This is a genomic window from Arthrobacter sp. MDB1-55 (genome assembly GCF_059092925.1).
The window spans coordinates 761,452-785,671 of the sequence record NZ_JBNHID010000002.1; the positions used below are offsets into that span (position 1 = coordinate 761,452).

Sequence of the window (24,220 nt, forward strand, 5' to 3'; positions counted from 1 at the left end):
TTCCTTTACGTTTCGTGCGGGCAAGAGTGCAGGGCAGTCGAAGCGCTTCGGGTCTTCGAGCCGATCCTCCGCGCTGCTATGGATCGAAGACCGTCGAAGCTAGGATGGGAAACGTGGCCACCATGAATGATGTCGCTCGGGAAGCGGGCGTCTCGCTGAGCACCGTTTCCTATGTGCTGAGCGGTAAGCGAACCATCTCCGAGGAGACCCGGCTGGCCGTCCAGGATGCCATCCGGAAGCTCAACTACAGCCCGCACTCGGGGGCCCGAGCGCTCGCCTCCAATCGTTCGAACGTGCTCGGCCTGATGGCGCCGCTTCGCGCGGACGTGAACGTCAGCGTCGTCATGCAGTTCGTGGCAGCGGTGGTCACCACTGCGCGCACCTACAACCAGGACGTCCTTCTCCTGACGCAGGACGACGCCGGTGGTCTTGAGCGGGTTACGTCCCAGTCGATGGTGGACGGGCTCCTCATGATGGACATCGAGGCACGCGATCCCCGCATTCCGCTCCTCGCCAAACTGCGGAAGCCCGCAGTTTTGATCGGGTTGCCCGATGACCCGCAGGGGCTCAGCTGTGTTGACTTCGACTTCGCGGGAGCATCCCGTACCGCGGTGCGCCACCTCGTCGAGCTGAACCACCGCAGTATCGGCTTCATCGGTTCCCCGCAGGCTTCCCTTGAGCGTCACGCGACCTACGCCGACCGAGCCCGGAAAGGATTCTCTGAGGCGTGCGAGGCCGCCGGAGTAGCCTCTGTGCTGCGCGCCTGCGAGGCCACCGTCCCGGCTCTCGCCGAAGCGCTCGACGCGCTGATCAACAACGACGGCCGCACTCCGGTCACCTCGCTCGTAGTGCACAACGAGGGGCTGTTGCCGCTCCTGCACGAGGCCCTGGCCACGCGGGGCCTGCGGATTCCCGAGGACATCTCGGTGGTGGCGATCGCCCCGGAGGACGTGGCGCTCGCCGCAGCGAAGCCGTGGACCGCTGTCTCCATTCCCGCGCACGACATCGGCAGGGCCGCCGTCGAAATGGTGATGGACCGGCTCAACTCGGACAAGCCGGTGGAGGTTCGGCTGATCGTTCCCAAGCTGGTGCAGCGGGAAACCACGAGCGCCCGTTGACCGCGGGCCGGTGTCCCGCGTCATCCCTTCACCGCACCGATCATGACTCCCTTGGTGAAGTGCTTCTGCACGAACGGGTAGACGATGAGGATGGGAACCATCGCGATCACGATGACAGCCATCTGCAGGGCAAGCGAGGGGGCCACGCCCTGGCCAACATCAATCTGCCCGGGTACCGACACGCCCTGCAGCACGTAGGAGCGCAGGACCACCTGTAGCGGGTTCTTGGCGCTGTCATTGATGTAGAGCACCGCGTTGAAGAAAGCGTTCCAGTAGCCGACGCCGTAGAACAGTGCGATGACGGCCGTCACCGCCTTCGACATCGGAAGCACAATCTGGGCAAGGATGCGCCACTCGCTGGCACCGTCGATCCGTGCGCTGTCGAGGATGCCCCGGTCGATGCCCATGAAGAATCCGCGCAGGATGATGATGTTGAAAACCGACACCGCGCTCGGAAGGATCAGTGACCAGTAGGAGTTGATGAGACCCAGTCCTGATACCAGGAGGTAGGACGGAATCATTCCGGCACTGAAGAACATGGTGATGAGCAGGGTGAACAGCAGGGGTGTATGGGCGAAGGAGCCAGGCCTCGAGAGGCCGTAGGCGCACAGAATCGACACCACCATGCTGAGCAGCGTCCCGACGGCGGTGACGCCGACGCTCACCAGCACAGCGCGCGTCACCACTCCGCCGTTGAGGATCTGGCGGTACGCGTCGAAGGAGATCTCTCCCGGGATAAGAACGAGTCCGCCGGCCTGGGTGATGGTGCCCTGCGAGGAGATGCTGGTGAGGACGATGGTGTACAGCGGCCCGAGAACCGCCAGAACCACCAGGAACAGCAGCAACCCCTTGCCCGCCTTGGCCGCGATTCCCGGTTCTTCTTCCCAGGCGGGTCTTGAGGTGCCGGTCCGGCGGGACCGGGCTGGCTTGATGATGGTTGTCATGACTTGGAATACACCCCGTTTTCACCGAAGAGATGCGCCACTTTATTCGCAGCGAGTATGAGACCGAGCGAAATGACGCCCTTGATGAGTCCGGCGGCAGCCGCGTAACTCCAGTCGCCGTTCTGGATTCCCGTGTAGTAGACAAAGGTGTCCAGCACCTCGGCGGCTTCGGCGCCCACGGCGTCGCGCTGCAGGATCATCTGCTCAAATCCGACAGTCAGCGCATCGCCGAGGCGAAGGATCAGCAGCAGGACAATGACCGACCGCAGCCCGGGGAGGGTGACGTGCCACATTCTGCGCCAGCGGTTGGCGCCGTCAACCGCGGCAGCCTCGTACTGCTCCGGGTCGATGGCTGCCAGGGCGGCCAGGAAGACGATGATGCCCCATCCGGCGTCCTTCCAGACCGCCTGCGACGTGATGAGGAAGAGGAAGGTGTCGGGGTTGGTCATGATGTCCATGCCGTTCCACCCGTTGGCCCGCAGCATCTGGCTCAGCAGCCCTGCGCCGCCCAGCAGTTGCTGGAAGACCGAGACCACCAGCACCCACGAGAAGAAGTGCGGGAGGTAGACGATGGCCTGGATCGTTGCCCTCATCGCCGGACGAAGCAGCGAGTTCAGCAGGAGCGCCAGGGCAATCGGCACGGGGAAGAAGAACACCAGCTGGAACCCGGTGATCACGAGCGTGTTCCTGACGGCATTCCAGAAGTTCGGATCCCCGAATACGCGTGCGAAATTCTCCAAACCCACCCAGGGACTGGCTGGGATACCGATGAAGGGCGAGTAGCTCTGGAAGGCGACCACATTGCCGAGGAGCGGCACGTAGGCGAAAACCACCAGAAGGACGACGGCGGGAAGCGCCATCAGAACAAGCGAGCGGTCCCGCCGGAAGCGGGCCCGCAGTCCTTGCTTTCGGCGGACCGCCAGCGGGGCAGGCGAGCCGGCGCCGTCGTCGTTCGTGTTCGCCGGCGCTTGCTGCCCGCGGCGGGTGAAGTCAGTCGTGGTCATGGCGGCGGAGCTACGCGGTCAGGAACCCGGCATAGAACTCACGAAGTTTCTCGCCGCCGTTCCGCTTCCAGGTTTCGATCTCGGAGTCCAGGTCCTTGAGACCCTTGCGGCCGCGGGCAATGTCCTTGGCAAGATCGTCAAAGGGTGCGCTCAACGATCCGTACTGCGGCGGTTCCTGGATCTGCATTCCGAAGAAGACGTCTTCCTGCACGAACGGCGCCTGCCGCGCTTCCCACTCGGTCTTCGCCTGGACGAACCCGGGGTACTGGACGTGGGAATTGACCGTTGGCGGGCTGACGAGGAACTGGTAGGTGCTGGTGACTTCCTGGCGGCCGAGATCGGTCATCTGCGGGATGCCCTGGGCATCGCGCTCGAAGTGCTTGCCTTCGACGCCGCTGTTGATGAGAAGGTTTTCCTCGGTGCCGAAGGGGGCAGCTATGAAGTTCGCCAGAGCCAGCAACTCTTCGATCTTCGCGGTGTCCTCGGTCTTCTTGATGAAGCTGAAGATGCCGGCGGGCTGGCCGCTGTAGAGGACGGGGTCACCGCCGTCGGGGGCGAAGAAGTCCATGGGCTGCATATTGAAGTCCGGGTTCGTGGGCAGGACGCGGCCGAGAGCCTCATGCCAGCCGCCCACGCCGTCGGTCGTCATCAGGGTGGCCCCGGACTCGAAGCGGGGCTTGGCCTGCTGTGCGTTGCCGGCAACCGCGTCGGGGTGCACGGCGCCGGACTTGAAGAGCTTGATGATCCACTCGAGGGCGGCGCGGTATTCCTCGGTCTCGAACTTGTTCACGAGTGTGCCGTCGACGAGCTTCCACTTCGGGACCACCCCGTGCATGAGCTGGGCACCGTTCCAGACGTCCTCGGATCCCCAACGGTTCTTGGAAGGATCGGTGACTTCCTTGGCTATGGCGATGTACTCGTCCGCCGTCTTCGGCTGCTCCAGGCCCATCTCGTCGAACAGGTCGGTGCGGTAGAAAAATGCGTCATTGACCAGCGGGGTGGGCATGGGCAGCCCGTACAGACCGCCCTCGAAGCAGCTGTACTTCCAGGCCGCCGTCGGGATATTCGCGAGGTTAGGATACTTCTTCACCTTGTCCCCGGCGAGGTAGGGCGCCAGGTCAGTGAACAATCCCTTGGCTGCCTGGCCGAAACGGGGCGGAATGTTCCAGGAGGGGATGACCACCCAATCAGGAACGTCACGCGGTGAGGCGAGTACAGTCTGAATCTTGTCGCCGTAGGTGTTGCCGTCGGTTGCCTGGAAATTGATGGTGGCACCGAGCCGCTCGTTGACCGCCTGGTAGTACGCGTTGTCGGGCAAGCCTCGGGGGATGGCCCACCACGCCGGCGACATTGCCGTGTAGGTGCCGCCGCTGCCCGGCACCTTGCTGACAGACTTGACCAGTTCAGTGGGAATGGTGGTGAACCCGGGGGTAGAGCCCTTGACGCCCTGAATGTCCGGCTGCACCAGGTTCATGGGGATGTAGTCGGGCACGAGCTTCGCAACCGATTCAGCCAGACCGCCCGCCGTCGTTGCCTGTGGAGCGGATGTGCCGGTGCTGCAGGCGGTCAGCAGCGTAGGGGAGGCTGCGAAGAAGGCGGCTCCCCCCAGCAGGCCGAGAAAGGACCGGCGGCCCAGCGGCTTGCGGCCCAGCGCAACGCCTTGAAGGTCGGTGCCGTGTGAACTGTTTGGCATGGTGCACTCCTTTGTGTCCAGGCGCGCCTTGGACGGCGCTTGCATGGTTGGTTATCGAACTATGACGTCGGACTACCCGATTCGTCGAAGCGCTTCGATTGATCCAACCGTAGGGCATGTTTCTGTTTCGGACAAGACCGAATTGTGTTGCTTATCACAGCGGTTGATGCCAGCATGGGGGTCGAAGAGCGCTGTGCAAGCGCTTAAACAATTTCCCCAGTGATCGGAACTTCTTCGTGAGCGAAACCCGTCTTGTCGCCCGCACCGCAGAGAGCATCCTCGCCCTCCTGTCCCAGAGCGAAAAGGTGTCGCTGCTCCATCAGCATTCACCCGCCATTCCAGAGGTTGGCCTGGCGTATTTCCACACGGGTGCGGAGGCGGCGCACGGCGTTGCCTGGCTCGGTGATGCGACGGTTTTCCCGCAGACGGTGGGGCTGGCGGCCACCTGGGACGAGGACCTTCTGCGCAGGGTGGGGCGCGCGGTCGGCCTGGAGATGCGGGCGAAAAAGGCCGGCGACCCGACCGTGAGCCTCAACGTCTGGGCGCCGGTCGTCAACCCGCTTCGGCACCCGCTGTGGGGCAGGAACGAGGAGGGCTTTTCCGAGGACTCCGGGCTCACAGCCCTGCTGGCAACCGCCTACTGTGAAGGCCTGAAGGGCGACCACGCCGAGCAGTGGCTCACCGTTCCCACGCTGAAGCACTTCCTCGGTTACAACAACGAGCGCGACCGCAACGTCACCTCAAGCCAACTGCCGCCGCGTGTACTGAATGAGTACGAGCTCCCCGCCTACCGCCTGCCCGTCGAGTCCGGTGCAGCAGGCGCCGTCATGCTGTCCTACAACCTGGTCAACGGCCGGCCCGCCCACGTTTCGGACCTTGTGGCGGACCAGTTGCGGCGCTGGGGCAACGGCGATTCGGTCGCGATCGTGACCGACGCCGGAGCGCCTTCGTCCCTCTTCACGGCGGAGAAATACTTCGACGACGGACCGTCCGCCTATGCTGCCGCATTGCGGGCAGGCGTAGACAGCTTCACTGACGACGGTGACGATCCTGCGCCCTCGATCGCCTATCTTGAAGAGGCGCTGGCTCGCGGACTGATGTCCATGGACGATGTCGACGCGGCAGTCCTCCGCCTGCTCACCCTGCGTGAACGCACGGGCGAGTTCCTGCCCGACGGCGGTGTGTACGGCGGCATCTCCTCCGAGGCATTACTCACGGACGATCACGCGGAATTGGCCCGGGAGGCCGCGGGCAAGTCCGTGGTTGTGCTTCGCAACGCCCGCGTTCTGTTGAAGGCCTCAGGCGACGGCGGTTCCATTCTCCCGCTGGGGGATTCCCCGGGTACGGTGGCAGTGCTCGGCTCCCTCGGGTCCGACGTGCTCGCCGACTGGTACAGCGGAACCCTGGTTAACCCCGTCAGCGTTGCCGAAGGGCTCGCCGAGCGTTACGGCACAGTCGTGCCGGAGGAAGCGCTCGACCTGGTGGCGCTCCGTAGCATACGGACCAACGCCTACCTGAGCGTTCCCGAAGGAACAGCTGCGGTGACGGCTTGCTCCATGAGGCCGGAGTCTGCCGAGACCTTCGTTCTCAAGGACTGGGGCAACGGCGAGTGCACGCTCCGGTCCGCCCTGAATGGCCGCTTCGTCTCCGGGGACAGTGGGTATCTCCGCGCATCCGCTGACCGGGTCGGCGGATGGGTGGTACAGGAAACGTTCGCGCTGCACCACTCGGTCGATGGTTCGGTTGCGCTGCGCCATGTCGCGTCCGGGAAGTGGGTCCGGGTCGAAGAAGGCACAGGCAGCGCCGCGTTGGTCACCGGCACCGAGCAGGACGCCGACCGTTTCATGCTGCGGACCCTTCGCTCCGGAACCGAAGCGGCACGTCAGGCAGCAGCATCGGCGGATGTCGCCGTCGTCGTCGTTGGAAATGATCCGCATCTGGGCGGGCGCGAAACCCTGGACCGCACCACACTGGACCTGCCGCAGAGTGAGCAGGAGCTGATTCGCGTGGTGCGCGAGGCGAACCCCCGGACCGTGCTGCTGATCGTTTCGTCCTATCCCTACGCGCTCGGTGAGCTCGCGGACACACCGGCGGTTGTCTGGTCCTCGCATGGCGGGCAGGAGCTTGGGCGTGGTGTTGCGGACGTGTTGAGCGGAGACCGTGAGCCCTCCGGACGGCTGCCGCAGACGTGGTGGGCGCGGGACGCGGACCTCGCGGACATCCTCGACTACGACATCATCAGCTCACGATCGACCTACCACTACAGCACGGCCGAACCGCTCTATCCGGTGGGGCACGGGCTGGCTTACGCACCTGTGGAGTATGAGTCGGCGGAGCTGGTGGACGGCTCCCTGGAGGTCACCGTGCGGAACGCCGGGGACAGGCAGGTTCACGAGCTGGTGCAGGTGTACGCCACTTCAGAGCGGTCGGGTTACCCGCGACGGCGGCTCGTCGCTCATTCCCGGGTGTCCTTGCAGGCGGGAGAGCGGTCGGTCGTCGTGCTTTCCGTGGACGAACAAAAGCTCGCGACCTATAGCCTTACCGCGGAGCGAATGGTGGTGGAACCCGGGTCCTATGACCTGTTGATCGGGCGTTCCGCTGAGGACCTGCCGTTGGCCGTCTCCCTGGAGGTGGACGGTGTGGGCAGCCCACTCCGCAAGCGCGGGACATGGACCCGGGCCGAACTGTTCGACGAATCGGCCAACGCCCTGCTGGTTCCCGAGACTCCGCTACGGGGAACCGCAGTGACCGTCGCCGACCCGGCCCTCCTGCGCGGCACGCTGACCTACCGCGGCTGGGACGGGTCAGCGCCGTCGTCAGTCTCGGTTCGCGTGGTGCGCAGCGGAGGTGGCGTGCTGCGGATTCAGGTGCCCGGGCCCGCGGGTACCTGGCGGGAAGTGGGAGCCGCCGATGTTGCGGCGGGATACTCCGGTGATGTGGAAGTTCCGCTCACGTGCCCTTTCGGCGCAACGCTTTCGGTGGTTCGGCTAGTGCTTGAGGGGCCAGTCACGGTCGCGGAGCTGCTCGTTCCCTGAGGCCTTACCTGTCCTCAGAGGGCCCGTCGCGGCGTTCCCCGTTGGGTCCGTCGGTGTTTGATTCGTCAGTGCTGGATCCGCCAGTGCTGGATCGGTCAGCACGTTGCCGGAAGAACCGGCGGGCGGGCCCTGCCCAGGAGAGGATCAGGAGGATGGTGAAGAGGTGATTGGCGAGCCCGCCAAGCATCTGGAACGGCACGATCTGCACGAGTGCGGTGACCACCAGGACGCCCAGAAGCACTGTCTTGATGGTTTTGAGCGCCTGCGCGCTCAACGGTCGCGGCCACTCGATGACCGCTGTGACTTCGTCATGCTGGTGCGCGTTTTTCATTGGATCCCCTCTCCTCCTTAAGGCTATCGCGCAGAAGTGGCCATTGGGCACGGGTTCGCTCGTTCGAATCGGTCGCTTCTGACGCGGAGGGCCACTTCTGGGACGCGCACCGAGCCGGTAAGGGGCGGATTGTGCACATAGCGCGACGTGCGCCTGATCGACGCCGGTGTTGAGCGCACCCTTGAGTCATGGCAGAACCTCCCTGGTTATCAGGCAACGCCCTATGGCTCACGCGCGTGCTCAAGGAACGAGGCTTGTCCACGGCCCAAGTAAGAGAACTGGTTGCCGTCGGGTCACTCGTGCGGCTCCGGAGGGGTTGCTATATCCATCATTCCCGCTGGCACGGCTTGTCGGCCGGAGAGCACGGGATCCAGATGATCTACGCACACCGACTTGTGACGGCCGCCGCGGCCGTCGCAGAGAGAACCTATAGCCACACGTCAGCGGCGCGACTGCACGGTCTGCACCTGTGGAACGCCGATTCCCTCATCCATGTGACCCAGCAGGCAGCGCTGTCATCCGCGAGTCGCGCGCCTGACGTTCGGGTGCATCAAGTGCGGCTCTCCGAGGGGGAGGTCGTCGAGATCCGTGGCGTACGGACGACTTCGCTTGAGCGCACAGTTGTCGACTGCTCACGGATCCTTCCGCATAAGTCGGCGCTGGTTCTGGTGGAGCATGGGCTGCAGCTCGGTGCGGATCGCGCCGTGATGGAGAAAGCCGTCCGCGAACGTCCCGGTCACAAAGGGATACACCGCGCCAGGAAGGTGCTGGCGGTTGCCAGTTCACTATCCGAATCCCCTGGGGAGACGCTCGCGCTCCATGCCATGACGGTCATGCGGGTGCCGATGCCGGAGCAGCAACTGGCTGTTCACACCCGCCACGGGGAGTACCGGCTCGACTTCGGGTGGCGCGAGCGGAAAGTCGCTCTCGAATTCGACGGCAAGGTGAAGTACTTCGACTACCGCCCGACCGAGCAGGCAATCTTCGAGGAACGACGCCGGGAGAAGGCGCTGATGGAGGATGGGTGGACGGTCCTTCGGATCGAGTGGAAGGACCTTTTTGACGAGGTGAAGCTCAAGGAACGGATCCTTCGTGCCTTCGCCCGGGCCGCTCGAACCGCCGCCGCCTGATCGGGTGCCGAGCCGCACGTCCCAAATGTGGCCCTGAGGGTCAGCCTTGGCGTTCCGAAGGGGTGGAGGTGACGCTTAGGGCCAATTCTGTGCGCCGGGGTGCTCCGGGACGGTTGACGCGTCTCGCGGTTTAGCCCTACTCTTTCATTAGACAGAAAGTTACTTCCGCATTACGGAATGACCGTTTGGCCAAGCACCCGAGGATCAACTATGACCTACACAGTGAACTGCTCCATCCTTCTCACCGAGCTGCCTCTGCTCGAGCGCCCGGCTGCCGCGAAGAAAGCAGGCTTTGACGCTGTCGAGTTCTGGTGGCCCTTCAGCACCTCCACCCCGTCTGCTTCGGAGGTTGCAGCCTTCGAGAACGCGATCACTGCCGCCGGCGTCCAGCTCACCGGCCTCAACTTCAACGCCGGCGATATGCCGGGAGGTGACCGTGGCTTGGTGTCCTGGCCCGAACGGCAGGCGGACTTCCGCGCGAACGTCCCCGTCGTCGTCGGAATCGGCGAACGGCTCGGCTGCAAGGCCTTCAACGCGCTGTACGGTAACCGCGTCGCGGGCGTCAGCCCCGAGGAGCAGGACGCCGTGGCCATCGAGAACCTCGCGTTCGCGGCGGATGCTGTTTCACGGATCGGCGGCACCGTCCTCCTGGAACCCGTCAGCGGTGCAGACAGGTATCCGCTGCTGACCGCGCAGGATGCACTCGACGTCATCGAAAAGGTCACAGCGAAAACGGGCAAGAGCAACATCAAGCTCCTTGCCGACTTCTACCATCTCTCGGTCAACGGCGACGATGTCGGCCAGGTCATCGAGAACCACGCCAAAGACTTCGGCCACATCCAGATCGCCGATGCACCCGGCCGTGGAGCTCCCGGAAGCGGCGACCTGCCGCTGGGGGAGTGGATCGCCCGCAGCCGCGAACTCGGCTACGACGGCCACATCGGACTCGAGTACAAGGAACCGGCGGACGCCGCCTTCAACTGGGCCATCCGCGACCACGCCGCCCGCTCATAACGCTGTCCGCTCATAACAAGGAATGACCATGAAAAACGTAACAGTCATCGGACTCGGCATCATGGGCCTGCCCATGGCCATCAACCTCGTCAAGGCCGGCTACACCGTCACCGGGTTCAACCGCAGCTCGGACAAGATGGACAAGCTCGTCGCCGAAGGCGGGTCAGCAGCAGCCAGCATTGCCGAGGCAGTCAAGGACGCCGACGTCATCATCACCATGGTGCCCGACTCACCGGACGTCGAGGGCGTCGTAACAGGCGACGACGGCCTCTTCGCCAACGCGAAGCAGGGCGCCCTCTGGGTCGACGCCAGCAGTATCCGACCCGACGTCGCCGTGGAATTAGCCAAGCAGGCACGTGTTGCCGGCCTCCGCCCGCTGGACGCACCGGTCTCGGGTGGTGAGCAGGGTGCCATCGACGCCGTCCTGTCTATCATGGTGGGCGGCGAGAAGGAAGACTTCGAAGCCGCACAGGACGTGCTTGCCGCAGTCGGCAAGACGATCGTCCATGTCGGCCCGTCCGGCTCAGGTCAGACCGTGAAGGCTGCGAACCAGCTCATCGTCGCCGTCAACATCGGCGTTCTGTCCGAAGCGATCGTCTTCCTCGAGGCCTACGGCGTGGACACCGACGCCGCCCTCAAGGTCCTTGGCGGCGGCCTCGCCGGCTCCAAGGTACTCGACCAGAAGGGCCAGAAGATGCTCGACCGCAACTTCGACCCCGGCTTCCGGCTCGCCCTGCACCACAAGGACCTCGGCATTGTCACCTCAGCCGCCCGTGAAGCCGGCGTCGCCACCCCACTGGGTGCCGTCGTCGCGCAGCTGGTTGCCTCGCTCGTCAACACGGGCGACGGCGGCCTGGACCACTCCGGCCTCTTCAAGCTGATCAACCAGCTCTCCGGCAAATAAAACCCAAACTTCCGTGCAGCTTAGGCGAGCCGACGACGTCGCAAGTCGCCTGAGCTGCGCAAAACTTCCCTCAGTAGGAGCACACCATGCCCAAAATGCGCGCTGTCGACGCAGCCGTTGCGATTCTGGAGAAGGAGGGCGCCACCACGGCGTTCGGCCTGCCCGGCGCGGCGATCAACCCCTTCTATTCCGCGATGCGAGCCCACGGCGGCATCCACCATGTCCTCGCCCGCCACGTTGAGGGCGCCTCCCACATGGCCGAGGGATTCACTCGTGCCAAGGCCGGCAACATCGGGATCTGCATCGGCACCTCCGGCCCCGCCGGAACCGACATGATCACAGGCCTCTACTCGGCGTGGGCGGACTCCATCCCGATTCTCTGCATCACCGGCCAGGCTCCCGTGGCGAAGCTGCACAAGGAAGATTTCCAGGCCGTCGATATCTCCTCGATCGCCAAGCCGGTCACCAAAATGGCCATGACTGTCCTGGAAGCTGCGCAGGTTCCGGGCGCGTTCCAGAAGGCGTTCTACGAGATGCGTTCCGGCCGTCCCGGGCCTGTGCTGATCGACCTGCCGATCGACGTCCAGCAGACCGAGATCGAGTTCGATCCTGATACCTACGAACCCCTCCAGGTCCACAAGCCCGCCGCCACGCGTAAGCAGCTCGAGAAGGCGCTGGACATGCTGACCGCCGCTGAACGCCCGCTGATCGTGGCAGGCGGCGGCATCATCAACGCCAACGCCTCCGCGCAGCTTGTGGAACTCGCCGAGCTGCTCAACATCCCGGTGATCCCCACGCTGATGGGCTGGGGTTCCATCCCCGATGACCATGAGCTGATGGCCGGCATGGTCGGCCTGCAGACCTCGCACCGGTATGGCAACGCCACCATGCTCGAGTCTGACTTCGTGATCGGCATCGGCAACCGTTGGGCCAACCGCCACACCGGTGCCCTCGACGTGTACACCAAGGGCCGGAAGTTCGTGCACATCGACATCGAGCCCACGCAGATCGGGCGCGTCTTCGCGCCGGATTTCGGGATCGTGTCCGACGCCGGTGCCGCCCTCAGCGGGCTGGTTGAGATCGCGCGTGAACGCAAGGAGCAGCAGGGGCTGCCGGACTGGAACGCCTGGGTCAAGAACTGCGCACAGCGGAAGTCCACGATGCAGCGCAAGACCAACTTCACCAACGTGCCGGTCAAGCCGCAGCGGGTGTACCAGGAGATGAATCAGGCGTTCGGCCGGGACACCCGGTACGTGTCGACCATCGGGCTGTCCCAGATTGCCGGTGCACAGTTCCTGCACGTCTACGAGGCCCGCAACTGGATCAACTGTGGCCAGGCCGGACCGCTGGGCTGGACCGCGCCGGCCGCCCTCGGTGTGGCGCAGGCAAGCCCGGGGGAAACCGTCGTCGCGCTGTCCGGTGACTACGACTTCCAGTTCATGATCGAAGAACTGGCCGTGGGTGCGCAGTTCCAGCTGCCGTACATCCACGTGGTCGTGAACAACTCGTACCTCGGCCTCATCCGCCAGGCGCAGCGCGGGTTCGAGATGGATTACCACGTGTCGCTCGCATTCGAGAACGTGAATGCGCCCGAGCTCGACGGCTACGGCGTCGACCACGTCAAGGTCGCCGAGGGCCTGGGCTGCAAGGCGATCCGTGTCCGGGAAGCCGATGACCTGCAGGCCGCCTTCGAAAAGGCCCGTGCGCTCATGCAGGAGTACCGCGTGCCGGTGATTGTGGAGGTCATCCTGGAACGGGTCACCAACATCGCCATGGGCGCCGCGGGCATCGACGCGATCAACGAGTTTGAGGACCTCGCCGAATCCGCCGACGACGCCCCCACGGCCATCTCCCTGTTGGTGTAATAGCCACATGCGGATCGTCATCGCGCCGGACAAGTTCAAGGGGTCGCTGACCGCCCCCGAGGTCGCCGCTCACCTGCGGGCAGGGCTGCTTTCGGCAGACCCGGAGCTCACGGTCGAGGTGGTTCCGATGGCCGACGGCGGTGAGGGCACACTTGATGCTGCCCTCGCCGCCGGGTACAGCCGGCACACCACGACGGTCGCCGGCCCGACCGGGGAGCCGGTGGAGGCGCCGATCGCGGTCCGGACCGGCACCGCGGTGATAGAGATGGCGCTTGCCTCGGGTCTCGCGGTGCTTCCTGGGGGAGTGCTGAAGGCGCGGGAAGCCTCGAGTCGTGGGACCGGGGAACTGATCCGCTTCGCTCTCGACCTCGGCTGCACGCACATTGTGTTGGGCGTCGGTGGCAGCGCGAACACAGACGGCGGCGCCGGGATGCTTACCGGCCTCGGCGCCGCTTTCCAGGACGACGGCGGCAACCCGCTTCCTGACGGAGGCGCAGCCCTGGCCCGCCTCGCCCGGATCGACCTGCGGGGCCTTGACCCGCGGCTTGCCACGACTGCGTTCACCCTGGCGTCCGACGTCGACAACCCCCTTCTTGGGCCCAACGGCGCCGCCGCGGTTTTCGGACCCCAGAAGGGAGCAGCGCCCGACGACGTCGCTGACCTTGACGGTGCCCTCGCCCGCTTCGTCGAGGTACTCGGGAAGGGATTGGGCCCCCAAGCTCAACAGCAGGCCGAGGCGCCGGGCGCTGGAGCTGCGGGCGGCGTTGGCTACGCGGCGCTAGCGGTACTGAAGGCTGAGCGGGAGCCGGGCATCGCCGTCGTACTGGAACTGGCGGAACTGCACAAGAAGCTGGACGGGGCCGAACTGGTGATCACCGGTGAAGGCAGCCTCGACGAGCAGAGCCTCGGAGGGAAGACGCCGTTGGGCGTGCTCGAAGCCGCGACGGCGGCAGGGGTACCGGTGATCGCAGTCTGCGGCCGCACCAGTCTCAGCCGCAGACAGGTTCGCGACTCGGGGTTCGCGGGCGTGTACGCCCTGACGGACCTGGAGCCTGATGTAGATGAGTGCATTGCCAACGCGGGCCGGTTGCTGGAAGAGGTGGGGCGCACCATCGCCGCCTCGATCGGCGTCGGTGTTGGACTGAATGGAGGACTTTGATGAGCAGGGAAACATATGACCTCGTCATCCGCGGCGAACGGATTATGACGACGGCGGGAATCGCGCCGCGCGAAGTCGGCGTCCGCGACGGCGTCATTGTGGCGATCGAGCCGCTTGGCAATGGGCTGGACGGCGCAACAGTAGTGGACCTCGCACCGGACGAGACTTTGATCCCGGGCCTCGTGGACTCCCACGTACACGTCAACGAACCCGGCCGCACGGAGTGGGAGGGCTTCGCGTCCGCCACGAAGGCTGCAGCTGCCGGAGGGGTCACCACCATCATCGATATGCCGCTCAACAGCATCCCGCCGACCGTGACCGTCGACGCACTTGAGCAGAAGCGGGCGGCGGCCGAGACCCAGTCCTTTGTCGACGTCGGCTTCTGGGGGGGCGCCATTCCGGGCAACAAGGCCGATCTTCGCCCGCTTCATGACGAGGGCGTGTTCGGATTCAAGTGCTTCCTGCTTCACTCCGGCGTGGACGAGTTCCCGCATCTGGAAGCCGACGAAATGGAAGCGGACATGGCGGAGCTGAGATCCTTCGACTCCCTGATGATCGTCCACGCCGAAGACTCGCGGGCCATTGACCGCGCCCCTTCCCCCGAAGGCGACCAGTACGCGAAGTTCCTGGCATCCAGGCCCCGTGGTGCCGAGAACGTGGCCATCGCCGAAGTGATCGAGCGTGCCCGCTGGACGGGTGCCAGGGCGCACATCCTGCACCTGTCGTCGTCGGACGCCCTGCCCATGATCGCGACAGCCAGGCGCGACGGGGTGAACCTCACCGTCGAAACCTGCCCGCACTACCTCACCCTGCTCTCGGAGGAAATCCCGGATGGGGCGACCGCGTTCAAGTGCTGCCCTCCCATCCGCGAGGCATCCAACCGGGAGCTGCTGTGGCAGGGCCTGATGGATGGGACGATCGACTGCATCGTGTCGGACCATTCCCCGTCGACCCTCGATTTGAAGGACCTTGAGAACGGCGACTTCGGCGTGGCCTGGGGAGGGGTGTCCTCGCTGCAGCTGGGTCTCTCGCTGATCTGGTCGGAGGCGAGGACGCGGGACATTCCTCTGGAGCAGGTTGTGGAATGGATGTCTGCCCGCCCTGCCGCGATCGCGCGGCTACAGCGGAAGGGCAAGCTCGCTCTCGGGTACGATGCCGACTTCTCGATCTTCGCCGCGGACGAGACCTTCGTGGTCGACGTGCACAAGCTTCACCACAAGAATCCCATCTCGCCTTACGCCGGCAAGGCGCTCGCCGGCGTCGTCCGTTCCACCTACCTGCGAGGCGAGGTGCTGGACCTCGAAAAGCCCACCGGGCGCCTGCTCCGTCGAGGCGCAGCCTGACCCGCAACCCAAAGACTCCGGAAGGGTGCTAGCACGTCCGTCCGGGAAAGCAGAAGACCCTCCCGCACCCAGTGCAGGAGGGTCTTCTGTCATGCAGGGGTCAGGCGACGTTCAGGGTCTCCCGCAAGCGTGCAACGTGGCCCTGTGCATCGACGCCGTACTCGGCGTGCTGCACAGTTCCGTCCGGTCCCACAACGACCGTGGATCGGATGATGCCGGTGACGATCTTGCCGTTCCGTTCCTTCTCGCCGTAGGCGCCCCACGCGATGGCGACCGTATTGTCGGCGTCGGAAAGCAGGGGGAACGCGAGCCCGTGATTGCTCGTGAAGGAAGCGAGCTCCTCCGGCGTGTCCGGCGAGATGCCGACAACGCTGAAACCGGCGTTCTGAAGTGAGGCGAGATTGTCCCGGAAGTCGCAGGCCTCGGTGGTGCAGCCCGGGGTCTCGGCCTTGGGGTAGAAGTAGACCACCACGCTGCGGTCCTTGAATTCCGAGAGGCTCACGGGCAGTCCGTCAGCATCGGTGAGGGTGAACGTAGGAGCCGGATCTCCGACCGCGAGTTGCTTGCTCATAGCTGACCACTTTCATATAACGATATTTTGATACTGTATCGTGAAAATTCTATCGACCGCCTTCGTCGGGGTCAAAGGATCTTTTGGTCGTAGTGTTTACCGTCCGGGGGCGTCACCCGGTGGATTACGACGAGGCCGGTTGCGTAAGGTTCTAGGTATGGCCCCCCTTCGTAATAGTCGCGCTGCTGCGCTTCCTGCCAAGCTGTCCCGTTCCTGGCTGCTCGCTTCGGCGGCAACCGAGGCGAACTTCGCGCCGGCGCTGGCTTCCGAGGCCGATTCCGTCGTATTCGACATCGAGGACGCCGTGCCCGCCGACTTCAAGGCTGAAGCACGTGAAAGGGTTGTCGAAGCACTCTCCACCGGCATGACCGCATGGGTGCGGGTCAACGGCATCGAGACTGACTTCTGGGCCGATGACCTCGCTGCCCTCTCCAAGGCGCCCGGTCTCCGCGGCGTCATGCTCGCCATGACCGAGAAGCCCGAGCAGGTCACGCACACGGCCATGCGGCTCCAGGCCGGCACTCCCGTGCTCGCCCTCGTTGAATCCGCGCTCGGCATCGAAAATGCAACGGCGATCGCGAGCGCCCCCGGAACCTTCCGGCTGGCATTCGGGGTCGGCGATTTCCGCCGCGACACGGGTGCCTCCGATGACCCTATGGCCCTTGCCTACGCGCGCGCCAAGCTTGTGGTCGCCTCCCGTGTCGGCCAACTGCCCGGGCCCATCGACGGGCCGACGGTAGGTGCGCTCGGCGACGAATTGCTCGACGCCTGCAAGGTCACGGCATCCATGGGTATGACCGGAAAGCTGTGTCTGCGCCCGGAAGCGGCAGACACCATCAACAAGGGTCTCTCCCCGAGCGAGTCCGAGATCCAGTGGGCCCACGAGCTCCTCGACGCACACGCGTCCGGCGCCGTCGTCGGCGATGGCTCGTACCTCCCGCGTCTTGCCCGCGCGCAGAAGATTTCCTCACTGGCGGACTCCTACGGGCTTTGGAACGCCTGACTCACGGGCAGACAATCGCAACAGCAAAGACAGCAAAGACAGCAAAGACAGGAAACGACGGCGACCGCTCACCGCTCGGTGAGGGTCGCCGTCGTCGTTTGAAGGGTTTCAGCCGCTGGTTCCGGACCTACCGCCGGCGGTAGCGGTTGACCATGGGGCAGTCGAAGGGGTCGCGGGCTGCGAGTCCCACCCGGTTGAGGTAGGAGACAACTGCGCCGTACGACGCCGCGACACCGACTTCGGTGTAGGGAACCTTGAGTCGCTCGCAGTGCTCCCGAACGATGACTGCTGCCTTGCGCAGGTGCGGGCGTGGCATGTCCGGGAAGAGGTGGTGCTCAATCTGGAAGTTGAGGCCGCCGAAGGCGTTGTTGATGAAGTTGCCGCCGCGGATGTTGCGTGAGGTGAGGACCTGCTTCTGGAAGAAGTCCAGCTTGCTGTCACGCGGGATGACCGGCATGCCCTTGTGGTTGGGAGCGAAGGAAGCGCCCATGTAGATGCCGAAGACCGCCATCTGCACGCCGATGAAAGCGAAAGCCATGCCCACAGGCAGGAACCAGAACAGCACTCCGAGGTACAAGCCGAAGCGGACCGCGAGGAGCGCAAGCTCGACCCAGCGTCCCTGCACTGCGCCGGGGCGGAAGAGAGTGGCGATGGAGCGGGCATGCAGGTTCAGGCCCTCGAGCGTCAGGAGCGGAAAGAACAAGTAACCCTGGCGGCGGGTAATCCACGCCTGGATGCCCCTAGCCTTGGCGGCGTCCTCTTCCAGGAAGGAGATGGTGTCCACCTCGATGTCCGGATCCTTGCCCACAACGTTCGGATCGTTGTGGTGACGGGAGTGCTTGTTCATCCACCACTGGTAGCTGATTCCGACGACGCCGGCGGCAAGAATCCGTCCCGACCAGTCGTTGGCGCCGCGGGAGGCGAAGATCTGGCGGTGGGACGCCTCATGTGCCAGGAAAGCGATCTGCGTCAGCACGACTCCAAGAACACCTGCGATCAGGAGCTGGAACCAGGTATCGCCGAGGAGGGCGAAGCCCGTCCATGCTGCGCCGAGTGCCAGGCCGAGGAGTGCCATGACTGAAAGGTAAAAGCCGCGCCTGCGTGCGAGCAGGCCTTCCTTGCGCACCTGCTTGAGAAGCGTGGCGTAGGAAGCGACGACGTCGTTCGGCTTGGCAACGCGGACCGTGCGTGCGGGTGAAGTGATGGTCATAAGAATCCCTGAAGTCGAAACCGACTTCCCAGCCGCGGAGGGTCCCCAAGTTCCCGAAGATTCTTCAAGGCTACAGCCGCCACCTGATGGTCTGCTGAAAATATGCAGTTAGCTGACTACTTCCGGCACCGAAGCCGTCTGAGGCGTGGGTGGAGGTTTGGGTCCTGGCAGGGCATGGCTGCATAACCTTCCCGCAACAGCCCGGGCTATTGCGTTCCGCGAACACTCCTGCTGTGTGATGCTGTGTTCCAGCGATTGGGCGACGGCGCCCCGTTCGGAAGGGACAGATCGTGCTGGTGGGAGTGAAACGGGAGACCCGTTCGGGTGAGCGACGCGTGGCGGCGACGCCCGCATCCGTCCGCCAACTTACCAAACTCGGCCTGGACGTCGTCGTGCAATCCGGGGCCGGTGTACAGGCGGGCCATGATGATGCTGCGTACCGCACAGCGGGCGCCGACGTCGTTCCCCAACTCGGCCAGGTCGATCTCCTGTGCCACGTTGCGCCCCTGGCTGCGGAAGAAGCGGGGATGTTGCGGCCCGGTACCTTCACGGTCGGCTTCGCCGCTCCCGCCACGGAGCTGAACACGGTCGCCGCCCTCGCACAGGCCGGAGTCACGTCGTTTGCGCTGGAACTCATCCCGCGGATCTCCCGCGCGCAGTCGATGGATGCGCTGTCCTCCCAGTCCCTTGTCGCCGGATACCGCGCGGTCCTCGAGGCTGCGATCCGGTTCCCCCGGTTCTTTCCCCTGTACATGACTGCTGCAGGCACGGTGCCGCCCGCACGCGTCCTTGTGCTCGGTGCGGGAGTCGCGGGACTTCAGGCCATCGGAACGGCCAAGCGGTTGGGTGCCCGTGTGTCTGCGTACGACGTCCGCCCCTCCTCCGCGGACGAGGTCGCCTCCCTCGGCGGCACATTCATCAACCTCGACCTCGACGCCATCGAAGGCGCCGGCGGCTACGCCCGGGAGATGGGTGAGGACCGGGCCCGGCGGCAGCGCGAGCTCCTCGTCCCGCATGTGGCGGCCTCCGACGTCCTGATCACAACTGCCGCCGTCCCCGGCAGGCCGGCACCGTTGCTCGTGACCACTGACATGGTTCAGGGGATGCAGGGCGGTGCCGTCGTCGTCGACCTTGCCGCCGAAACCGGTGGCAACGTGCAAGGTTCCGTGGCAGGGCAGGACATCCTGGTGTCGGGAGCCGGTGGAACCGTCACCCTGGTGGGGATGAAGGACGCTGCATCCGCGATGGCCGCCGACGCGTCCCGGCTGTTCGCAGCCAATGTCGCGAACCTTGTGGAGCTCATGACCGTGGACGGGCGCGTCGAGCCGGACTTCGACGACGACGTCGTGGCCGGCGCCTGCCTCACCCACGAGGGCAGGGTGGCGCACCAACCCACCGCGGCCGCGCTGAAAGGAACGCGCTAATGGATCTGCCGTCCCTGCTCACCGTTGTCGTGCTCGCCGTGTTCGTCGGTTTCGAAGTGGTGTCCAAAGTGACAAGCACGCTGCACACACCCTTGATGTCCGGTGCCAACGCGATCCACGGAATTATCCTCGTCGGTGCGATCCTGGTGGCGGGTCAGGCCACGGAGCTTCTGCCTCTGGGCCTCGCGCTGGTAGCGGTGCTGCTCGCGACGGTGAATCTGGTCGGAGGGTTCGTGGTGACTGACAGGATGCTCCACATGTTCCGAGGCCGGAATCAACCGGGCCAATCGACCGGACAATCCGCAGGAAAGCTCGACCCATGAACCTTCTCGCGCCGGAAGCCACAGCCCTGCTGTACCTCGCTGTCGCCGTGTGCTTCATCCTGGCACTGAAGGGATTGAGCTCCCCGCGCACTGCCCGCCGCGGCAACCTGATCGGTGCCGGGGGTGCTGCGCTCGCCGTCGTCACTGTGTTCCTCTCCGCCCGGCTGCAGAACCTGCCCGCCATTCTCATCGCCATCGCTGTGGGAGCCGTGATCGCGGCCCCTATCGCGCGCCGCGTGCAGATGACCCAGATGCCGCAGCTCGTGGCGCTGTTCAACGGTGTGGGCGGTGGCGCCGCCGCGCTGGTGGCCATTCTCGAACTGGCAGCGCACGACGGCGTGTGGGTACGTGGCGCCGTCGTCTTCACCCTCATGGTGGGGGCAGTGTCTTTCGCAGGCTCGGGGGTCACCGTGGCGAAGCTGCAGGAGCTGATGACTACGCGTCCGGTCATCTTCCGGGGCATGCGCTGGGTGATGTCCGCCGTCGTCATCCTGCTTCTGGTTGCCGCTGTCCTGGTGACGTTGACGGGGAACCAGGTGTGGGCGACGGTCCTGCTGGTGCTCGGTCTCGCCGCGGGCGTCCTGCTGGTGCTACCCGTCGGCGGGGCGGACGTGCCGATTGTCATCTCCCTGCTCAACGCGTTCACCGGTCTCGCGGTTGCGGCGTCCGGCGTGGTGCTCGACAACGTGCTGCTGCTGGTGGCCGGAACACTGGTCGGTGCGAGCGGCACCATCCTGACCCGTGCGATGGCCGCAGCCATGGGTCGCGGCGTGGCAGGAATCCTGTTCGGCGCGTTCCGTGGCGGCTCGACCGCCGGGACAGGGACGGTCAGTGAGCGGCCGGTTCGGGCATCCGGGCCCGAAGACGTGGCCGTCATGCTTGGATACGCGCAGCAGGTGGTGATTGTCCCGGGCTATGGGCTTGCAGTGTCGCAGGGGCAGCACACCATCGCGGAGCTGGCGGATGTGCTGGAAGCCAGGGGAGTGGAGGTGTCCTTCGCGATCCATCCGGTGGCCGGTCGGATGCCCGGACACATGAACGTGCTGCTTGCGGAGGCGAACGTGCCGTACGAGTCGCTGAAGGAAATGGCCGAAGTGAATCCGGAGTTCCGGAATATGGACGTTGCCCTGGTGGTGGGCGCAAACGACGTCGTGAATCCGGCCGCCAAGACGTCGCCGGGCTCCCCGATCTACGGGATGCCCATCCTCGAGGTGGCCGATGCCGGTCAGGTGGTCTTCCTGAAGCGGTCCATGCGTCCGGGTTTCGCGGGCATCGAGAATGAGTTGCTCTACTCGCCGAAGACAACCCTGCTCTTCGGTGATGCCAAGGATTCGCTGACCCGGGTGCTCGGCGCAGTCAAGGCGCTGTGACCTCGGTCCGTTGCACAGCCACGTTGCTCAGTCCCGTCGCACAGCCCCGTCGCATAGCCCCGTCGCATAGCCCCGTCGCAGAAAAATGGCCTCCGGGTGCAGAATCGGCCGATTGAGACCGGCAATTCTGCACTCAAGGACCATTTCTGGACGAGGCCGGATGTTCGCTCCCTACGTAGGCCTAGTGGCCACCGGCCAGTTTGCCGGCCATCCGCTCGCGCATGACCACACTGGCATCGTTGAGGCCGATGATCTCGACCTCCTTGCCGTGCGAGTGGTACTTCTCCGTGATGGCGTCAAGGGCGGCGATCGTCGATGCGTCCCAGAGATGGGAGGCGTGCATGTCGATGATGATTTTTCGTGGGTCGTGAGCATATTCGAACTGCGTGTAAAGGTCGTTGGAAGAGGCGAAAAACAGCTCTCCGTCAACAACGTAGGTGGCAACTTCTTCGCCGTTCAGCTCGAGCACCGTTCGTTCCACCGTGACGAAATGGGCCACCCGACGGGCGAACAGCACCATCGCCGTCAGCACACCGGCGCCCACGCCGATCGCCAGGTTATGGGTGACGACGGTAGCCGCGACGGTGACCACCATGACCAGCGTTTCGCTCTTGGGCATCATCTTCAGCGTCGAGGGCTGGATGCTGTGCCAGTCGAAGGTGGCAATGGAAACGAAGATCATCACCGCGACGAGCGCCGCCATCGGAATGATCGCAACAACATCACCGAGCGCTACCACCAGGATCAGCAGGAACACACCGGCGAGGAAGGTCGAGATACGCGTTCGGGCCCCTGACGCCTTCACGTTGATCATGGTCTGGCCGATCATGGCACAGCCGCCCATCCCGCCGAAGAACCCGGTGATGATGTTCGCGGCGCCCTGTCCCCAGCTTTCGCGTGTCTTGCTCGAGTGCGTATCGGTGATGTCGTCGACCAGCTTGGCGGTCATCAGTGATTCGAGGAGACCAACAAGTGCCACAGCCAACGCGTAAGGGAAGATGACCTGCAGCGTCTCAAGGGTGAGGGGCACGTTCGGGAAAAAGAGGGTCGGCAGGCTGTCCGGCAGTTCGCCCTTGTCGCCCACGGTTGGCACTGCAACTGCCGCGAGGACGGTGATCAGCGTGAGCACAACGATCGCCACCAGCGGTGCAGGGACGGCGTTCGTGAAGCGCGGCAGTCCGAAGACAATCAGTAGTCCGAGCGCCGTCAGCGGGTAGACCATCCAGGGTACGCCCAGGAGTTCCGGGACCTGGGACATGAAGATCAGGATCGCGAGGGCATTGACGAAGCCCACCATGACCTGGCGCGGGATGAAGCGCATGAGTTTCGCGACTCCGAGCAGCGCAAGCACCACCTGGAAAATGCCACCGAGGATGACGGCGGCGATGAAGTGATCAACCCCGTGACTGGCCACCAGCGGGGCGATGACTAAGGCAATAGCGCCGGTTGCTGCCGAGATCATGGCTGGGCGGCCACCGAGGAAGGCGATCGAGACGGCCATCGTGAAGGAGGCGAACAACCCCAACCGGGGGTCCACGCCAGCGATGATCGAGAAGGCGATGGCTTCCGGAATAAGCGCCATCGCGACCACGAGCCCTGCGAGGACCTCGGTCTTCAGCAGGCGCGGCGACTTCAGGGTCAGCAGGACGGACTGCCGCTGCTCGGGCGTCAGGGTAGGCTTCGAGCCGAGAGTCGATGTGGCCACGAAGGCTCCGTTTCACGTTCGGAAGGCATGCTCGCCTTCATTCATGGGAATGTTGAGGGGCGCTGCAATGCGCTGGGAGAGGCCGGCCGAGAGGTGAGGGGTCCGGGCTATCAACAACTCTAACCTAACGTGAGGGTTGAGCAGTAATGCAACCAGGAAGAGTGAGCGACGGTGAGCGGACGAGTAACTGAACAACCGGGCGGGCGGGACGTGCGGACAATGCACATCGGGGAGCTTGCGGAGATCACCGGGCTGTCGCTACGGACTATCCGGCACTACGACGAGATGGGGCTGCTTCCGGATACCAAGCGCACCGATGGTGGCTTCCGGCTCTTCACCGAGACGGATCTTGAACGGCTGCTGGTGGTTCGTTCGATGAAGCCGCTTGGTTTCACGCTGGAGCAGATGGCCGAGCTTCTCGAGATTGTCGATCAGCTGTCAGACAAGTCGGGAGACCCGGAGTTGCTGACCAGGCTTGACCGCTACATTGAGGAAGCCGGGGCCAGGCGGGACAAGCTTGAGATGAAGCTGAAGCAGGCTGACGAGTTCATTGCAGGTCTCCGCCGTCGCACGAAGAGCTGACCGCCCCGCTGCCGTGCATACGGCTGTGCATTCGGCTGACGGTTTCTGCCGATCGAGGTGAGCCCCTGTCGTTGCGGCACGGCAGTTTGCCGGGGGCGTTAATTTGCCGGGGGCGTTAAACAGCTCAGTCCGGACATTCAGGAGGAAGATTCCCTCCCGAACGTCCGGACTGGGCGGTTTGCCGGGAGAGGCTACCGGCGCACGCTGCGACGACGACCCGACATGCTTTCGGCGACGCCAATGAGCAGTACCGAAGCAATGACAGCGACGATGAAGCCGAGAATATTCAGCTCGAAGATTCCTCCGGTGTGGAAGAAGCTGGCAACCAGTCCGCCGATTACCGATCCGACAAGTCCGAGCAGCAGGGTCGCGAGCAGCCCGAGGTTCTGCTTGCCCGGCTTGATGAGCCGTGCGAGTGCCCCGATGATCAATCCGGCGATGATAAAGCCAATCATGATGCCTCCTTCAATAGGTGAGTGTTCCTGGCTAGAA

21 protein-coding genes are annotated in these 24,220 nt (G+C 64.6%); 13 read left to right on the top strand and 8 right to left on the bottom strand.

The features are described 5' to 3' along the window. Positions 1–122 precede the first annotated feature (122 nt). Positions 123–1,118 (top strand): LacI family DNA-binding transcriptional regulator, encoded by a 996-nt coding sequence (locus AC5RU3_RS10900; protein WP_493965621.1) that lies wholly within the window; start codon positions 123–125, stop codon positions 1,116–1,118. A 20-nt stretch (positions 1,119–1,138) separates the two neighbouring features. Here the strand turns inward: AC5RU3_RS10900 and AC5RU3_RS10905 are convergent, their stop codons facing one another. Genes AC5RU3_RS10905 through AC5RU3_RS10915 form a run of 3 tightly spaced genes read right to left on the bottom strand, consistent with a single transcriptional unit; the run spans position 1,139 to position 4,759 of the window. Then, positions 1,139–2,062 carry a carbohydrate ABC transporter permease gene (locus AC5RU3_RS10905; protein WP_309070208.1) on the bottom strand — a complete coding sequence of 308 codons (924 nt, stop codon included), beginning with the start codon at positions 2,060–2,062 and terminating at the stop codon, positions 1,139–1,141. Continuing rightward, the gene (locus tag AC5RU3_RS10910) at positions 2,059–3,066 is read right to left on the bottom strand and encodes an ABC transporter permease (RefSeq protein WP_493965518.1); all 1,008 of its coding nucleotides are present in this window, start codon (positions 3,064–3,066) and stop codon (positions 2,059–2,061) included. The genes AC5RU3_RS10905 and AC5RU3_RS10910 overlap by 4 nt, the downstream gene beginning before the upstream one ends. A gap of 10 nt (positions 3,067–3,076) precedes the next feature. Beyond that, positions 3,077–4,759: an extracellular solute-binding protein gene (locus AC5RU3_RS10915; protein ID WP_493965519.1), complete on the bottom strand. Its 1,683-nt coding sequence runs from the start codon at positions 4,757–4,759 to the stop codon at positions 3,077–3,079. Between the two features lie 236 nt (positions 4,760–4,995). Between AC5RU3_RS10915 and AC5RU3_RS10920 the strand changes: the two genes are divergently transcribed. Next, positions 4,996–7,794, top strand: coding sequence for a glycoside hydrolase family 3 C-terminal domain-containing protein (locus AC5RU3_RS10920; protein ID WP_493965520.1), 2,799 nt, complete (start codon positions 4,996–4,998; stop codon positions 7,792–7,794). Positions 7,795–7,798: 4 nt separating this feature from the next. On the opposite strand, the gene AC5RU3_RS10925 is transcribed toward AC5RU3_RS10920, so the two are convergent. Beyond that, entirely contained in the window at positions 7,799–8,125 is a 327-nt protein-coding gene (locus AC5RU3_RS10925; protein WP_309072446.1) for a hypothetical protein, read from the bottom strand. Positions 8,126–8,313: 188 nt separating this feature from the next. On the opposite strand from AC5RU3_RS10925, the gene AC5RU3_RS10930 reads away from it, so the two are divergent. The 6 genes from AC5RU3_RS10930 to allB all read left to right on the top strand — a co-directional run bounded on the left by AC5RU3_RS10930 (position 8,314) and on the right by allB (position 15,540). Continuing rightward, entirely contained in the window at positions 8,314–9,255 is a 942-nt protein-coding gene (locus AC5RU3_RS10930; protein ID WP_493965521.1) for a type IV toxin-antitoxin system AbiEi family antitoxin domain-containing protein, read from the top strand. A 210-nt stretch (positions 9,256–9,465) separates the two neighbouring features. Then, positions 9,466–10,269 carry a hydroxypyruvate isomerase family protein gene (locus AC5RU3_RS10935; protein ID WP_493965522.1) on the top strand — a complete coding sequence of 268 codons (804 nt, stop codon included), beginning with the start codon at positions 9,466–9,468 and terminating at the stop codon, positions 10,267–10,269. Positions 10,270–10,297: 28 nt separating this feature from the next. Further along, on the top strand, positions 10,298–11,173 hold the full coding sequence (locus tag AC5RU3_RS10940; protein ID WP_493965523.1) for a 2-hydroxy-3-oxopropionate reductase: 876 nt from the start codon (positions 10,298–10,300) through the stop codon (positions 11,171–11,173). Positions 11,174–11,259: 86 nt separating this feature from the next. Then, complete coding sequence (gene gcl / locus AC5RU3_RS10945) at positions 11,260–13,038, top strand: glyoxylate carboligase (RefSeq protein ID WP_309072442.1); 1,779 nt, start codon at positions 11,260–11,262, stop codon at positions 13,036–13,038. 7 nt (positions 13,039–13,045) lie between these two features. Next, positions 13,046–14,197: a glycerate kinase gene (locus AC5RU3_RS10950; protein ID WP_493965524.1), complete on the top strand. Its 1,152-nt coding sequence runs from the start codon at positions 13,046–13,048 to the stop codon at positions 14,195–14,197. Continuing rightward, complete coding sequence (gene allB, locus AC5RU3_RS10955; RefSeq protein ID WP_493965525.1) at positions 14,197–15,540, top strand: allantoinase AllB; 1,344 nt, start codon at positions 14,197–14,199, stop codon at positions 15,538–15,540. Before AC5RU3_RS10950 ends, allB begins: the two co-directional genes overlap by 1 nt. Before the next feature lie 100 nt (positions 15,541–15,640). Here the strand turns inward: allB and bcp are convergent, their stop codons facing one another. Further along, complete coding sequence (gene bcp / locus AC5RU3_RS10960) at positions 15,641–16,111, bottom strand: thioredoxin-dependent thiol peroxidase (protein ID WP_309124413.1); 471 nt, start codon at positions 16,109–16,111, stop codon at positions 15,641–15,643. 157 nt (positions 16,112–16,268) lie between these two features. Here bcp and AC5RU3_RS10965 point away from each other — a divergent pair, with 157 nt between their 5' ends. After that, a complete protein-coding gene (locus AC5RU3_RS10965) occupies positions 16,269–17,114 on the top strand; it encodes an HpcH/HpaI aldolase/citrate lyase family protein (protein WP_309124412.1) in 846 nt (281 codons plus the stop codon). A gap of 127 nt (positions 17,115–17,241) precedes the next feature. On the opposite strand, the gene AC5RU3_RS10970 is transcribed toward AC5RU3_RS10965, so the two are convergent. Beyond that, the gene (locus AC5RU3_RS10970) at positions 17,242–18,324 is read right to left on the bottom strand and encodes a fatty acid desaturase family protein (RefSeq protein ID WP_493965526.1); all 1,083 of its coding nucleotides are present in this window, start codon (positions 18,322–18,324) and stop codon (positions 17,242–17,244) included. A gap of 290 nt (positions 18,325–18,614) precedes the next feature. Between AC5RU3_RS10970 and AC5RU3_RS10975 the strand changes: the two genes are divergently transcribed. Genes AC5RU3_RS10975 through AC5RU3_RS10985 form a run of 3 tightly spaced genes read left to right on the top strand, consistent with a single transcriptional unit; the run spans position 18,615 to position 21,441 of the window. Further along, the gene (locus AC5RU3_RS10975) at positions 18,615–19,748 is read left to right on the top strand and encodes a Re/Si-specific NAD(P)(+) transhydrogenase subunit alpha (protein ID WP_493965527.1); all 1,134 of its coding nucleotides are present in this window, start codon (positions 18,615–18,617) and stop codon (positions 19,746–19,748) included. Beyond that, a complete protein-coding gene (locus tag AC5RU3_RS10980; RefSeq protein ID WP_309072716.1) occupies positions 19,748–20,071 on the top strand; it encodes an NAD(P) transhydrogenase subunit alpha part 2 in 324 nt (107 codons plus the stop codon). Before AC5RU3_RS10975 ends, AC5RU3_RS10980 begins: the two co-directional genes overlap by 1 nt. Then, positions 20,068–21,441 (top strand): NAD(P)(+) transhydrogenase (Re/Si-specific) subunit beta, encoded by a 1,374-nt coding sequence (locus AC5RU3_RS10985; protein ID WP_493965528.1) that lies wholly within the window; start codon positions 20,068–20,070, stop codon positions 21,439–21,441. The genes AC5RU3_RS10980 and AC5RU3_RS10985 overlap by 4 nt, the downstream gene beginning before the upstream one ends. Before the next feature lie 181 nt (positions 21,442–21,622). On the opposite strand, the gene AC5RU3_RS10990 is transcribed toward AC5RU3_RS10985, so the two are convergent. After that, on the bottom strand, positions 21,623–23,146 hold the full coding sequence (locus tag AC5RU3_RS10990) for a SulP family inorganic anion transporter (RefSeq protein WP_493965529.1): 1,524 nt from the start codon (positions 23,144–23,146) through the stop codon (positions 21,623–21,625). A gap of 219 nt (positions 23,147–23,365) precedes the next feature. Here AC5RU3_RS10990 and AC5RU3_RS10995 point away from each other — a divergent pair, with 219 nt between their 5' ends. Further along, positions 23,366–23,728 (top strand): MerR family transcriptional regulator, encoded by a 363-nt coding sequence (locus AC5RU3_RS10995; protein WP_309072726.1) that lies wholly within the window; start codon positions 23,366–23,368, stop codon positions 23,726–23,728. Positions 23,729–23,919: 191 nt separating this feature from the next. Here AC5RU3_RS10995 and AC5RU3_RS11000 read toward each other — a convergent pair whose 3' ends face one another. Further along, entirely contained in the window at positions 23,920–24,183 is a 264-nt protein-coding gene (locus tag AC5RU3_RS11000) for a GlsB/YeaQ/YmgE family stress response membrane protein (protein WP_309072724.1), read from the bottom strand. Positions 24,184–24,220 lie beyond the last annotated feature (37 nt).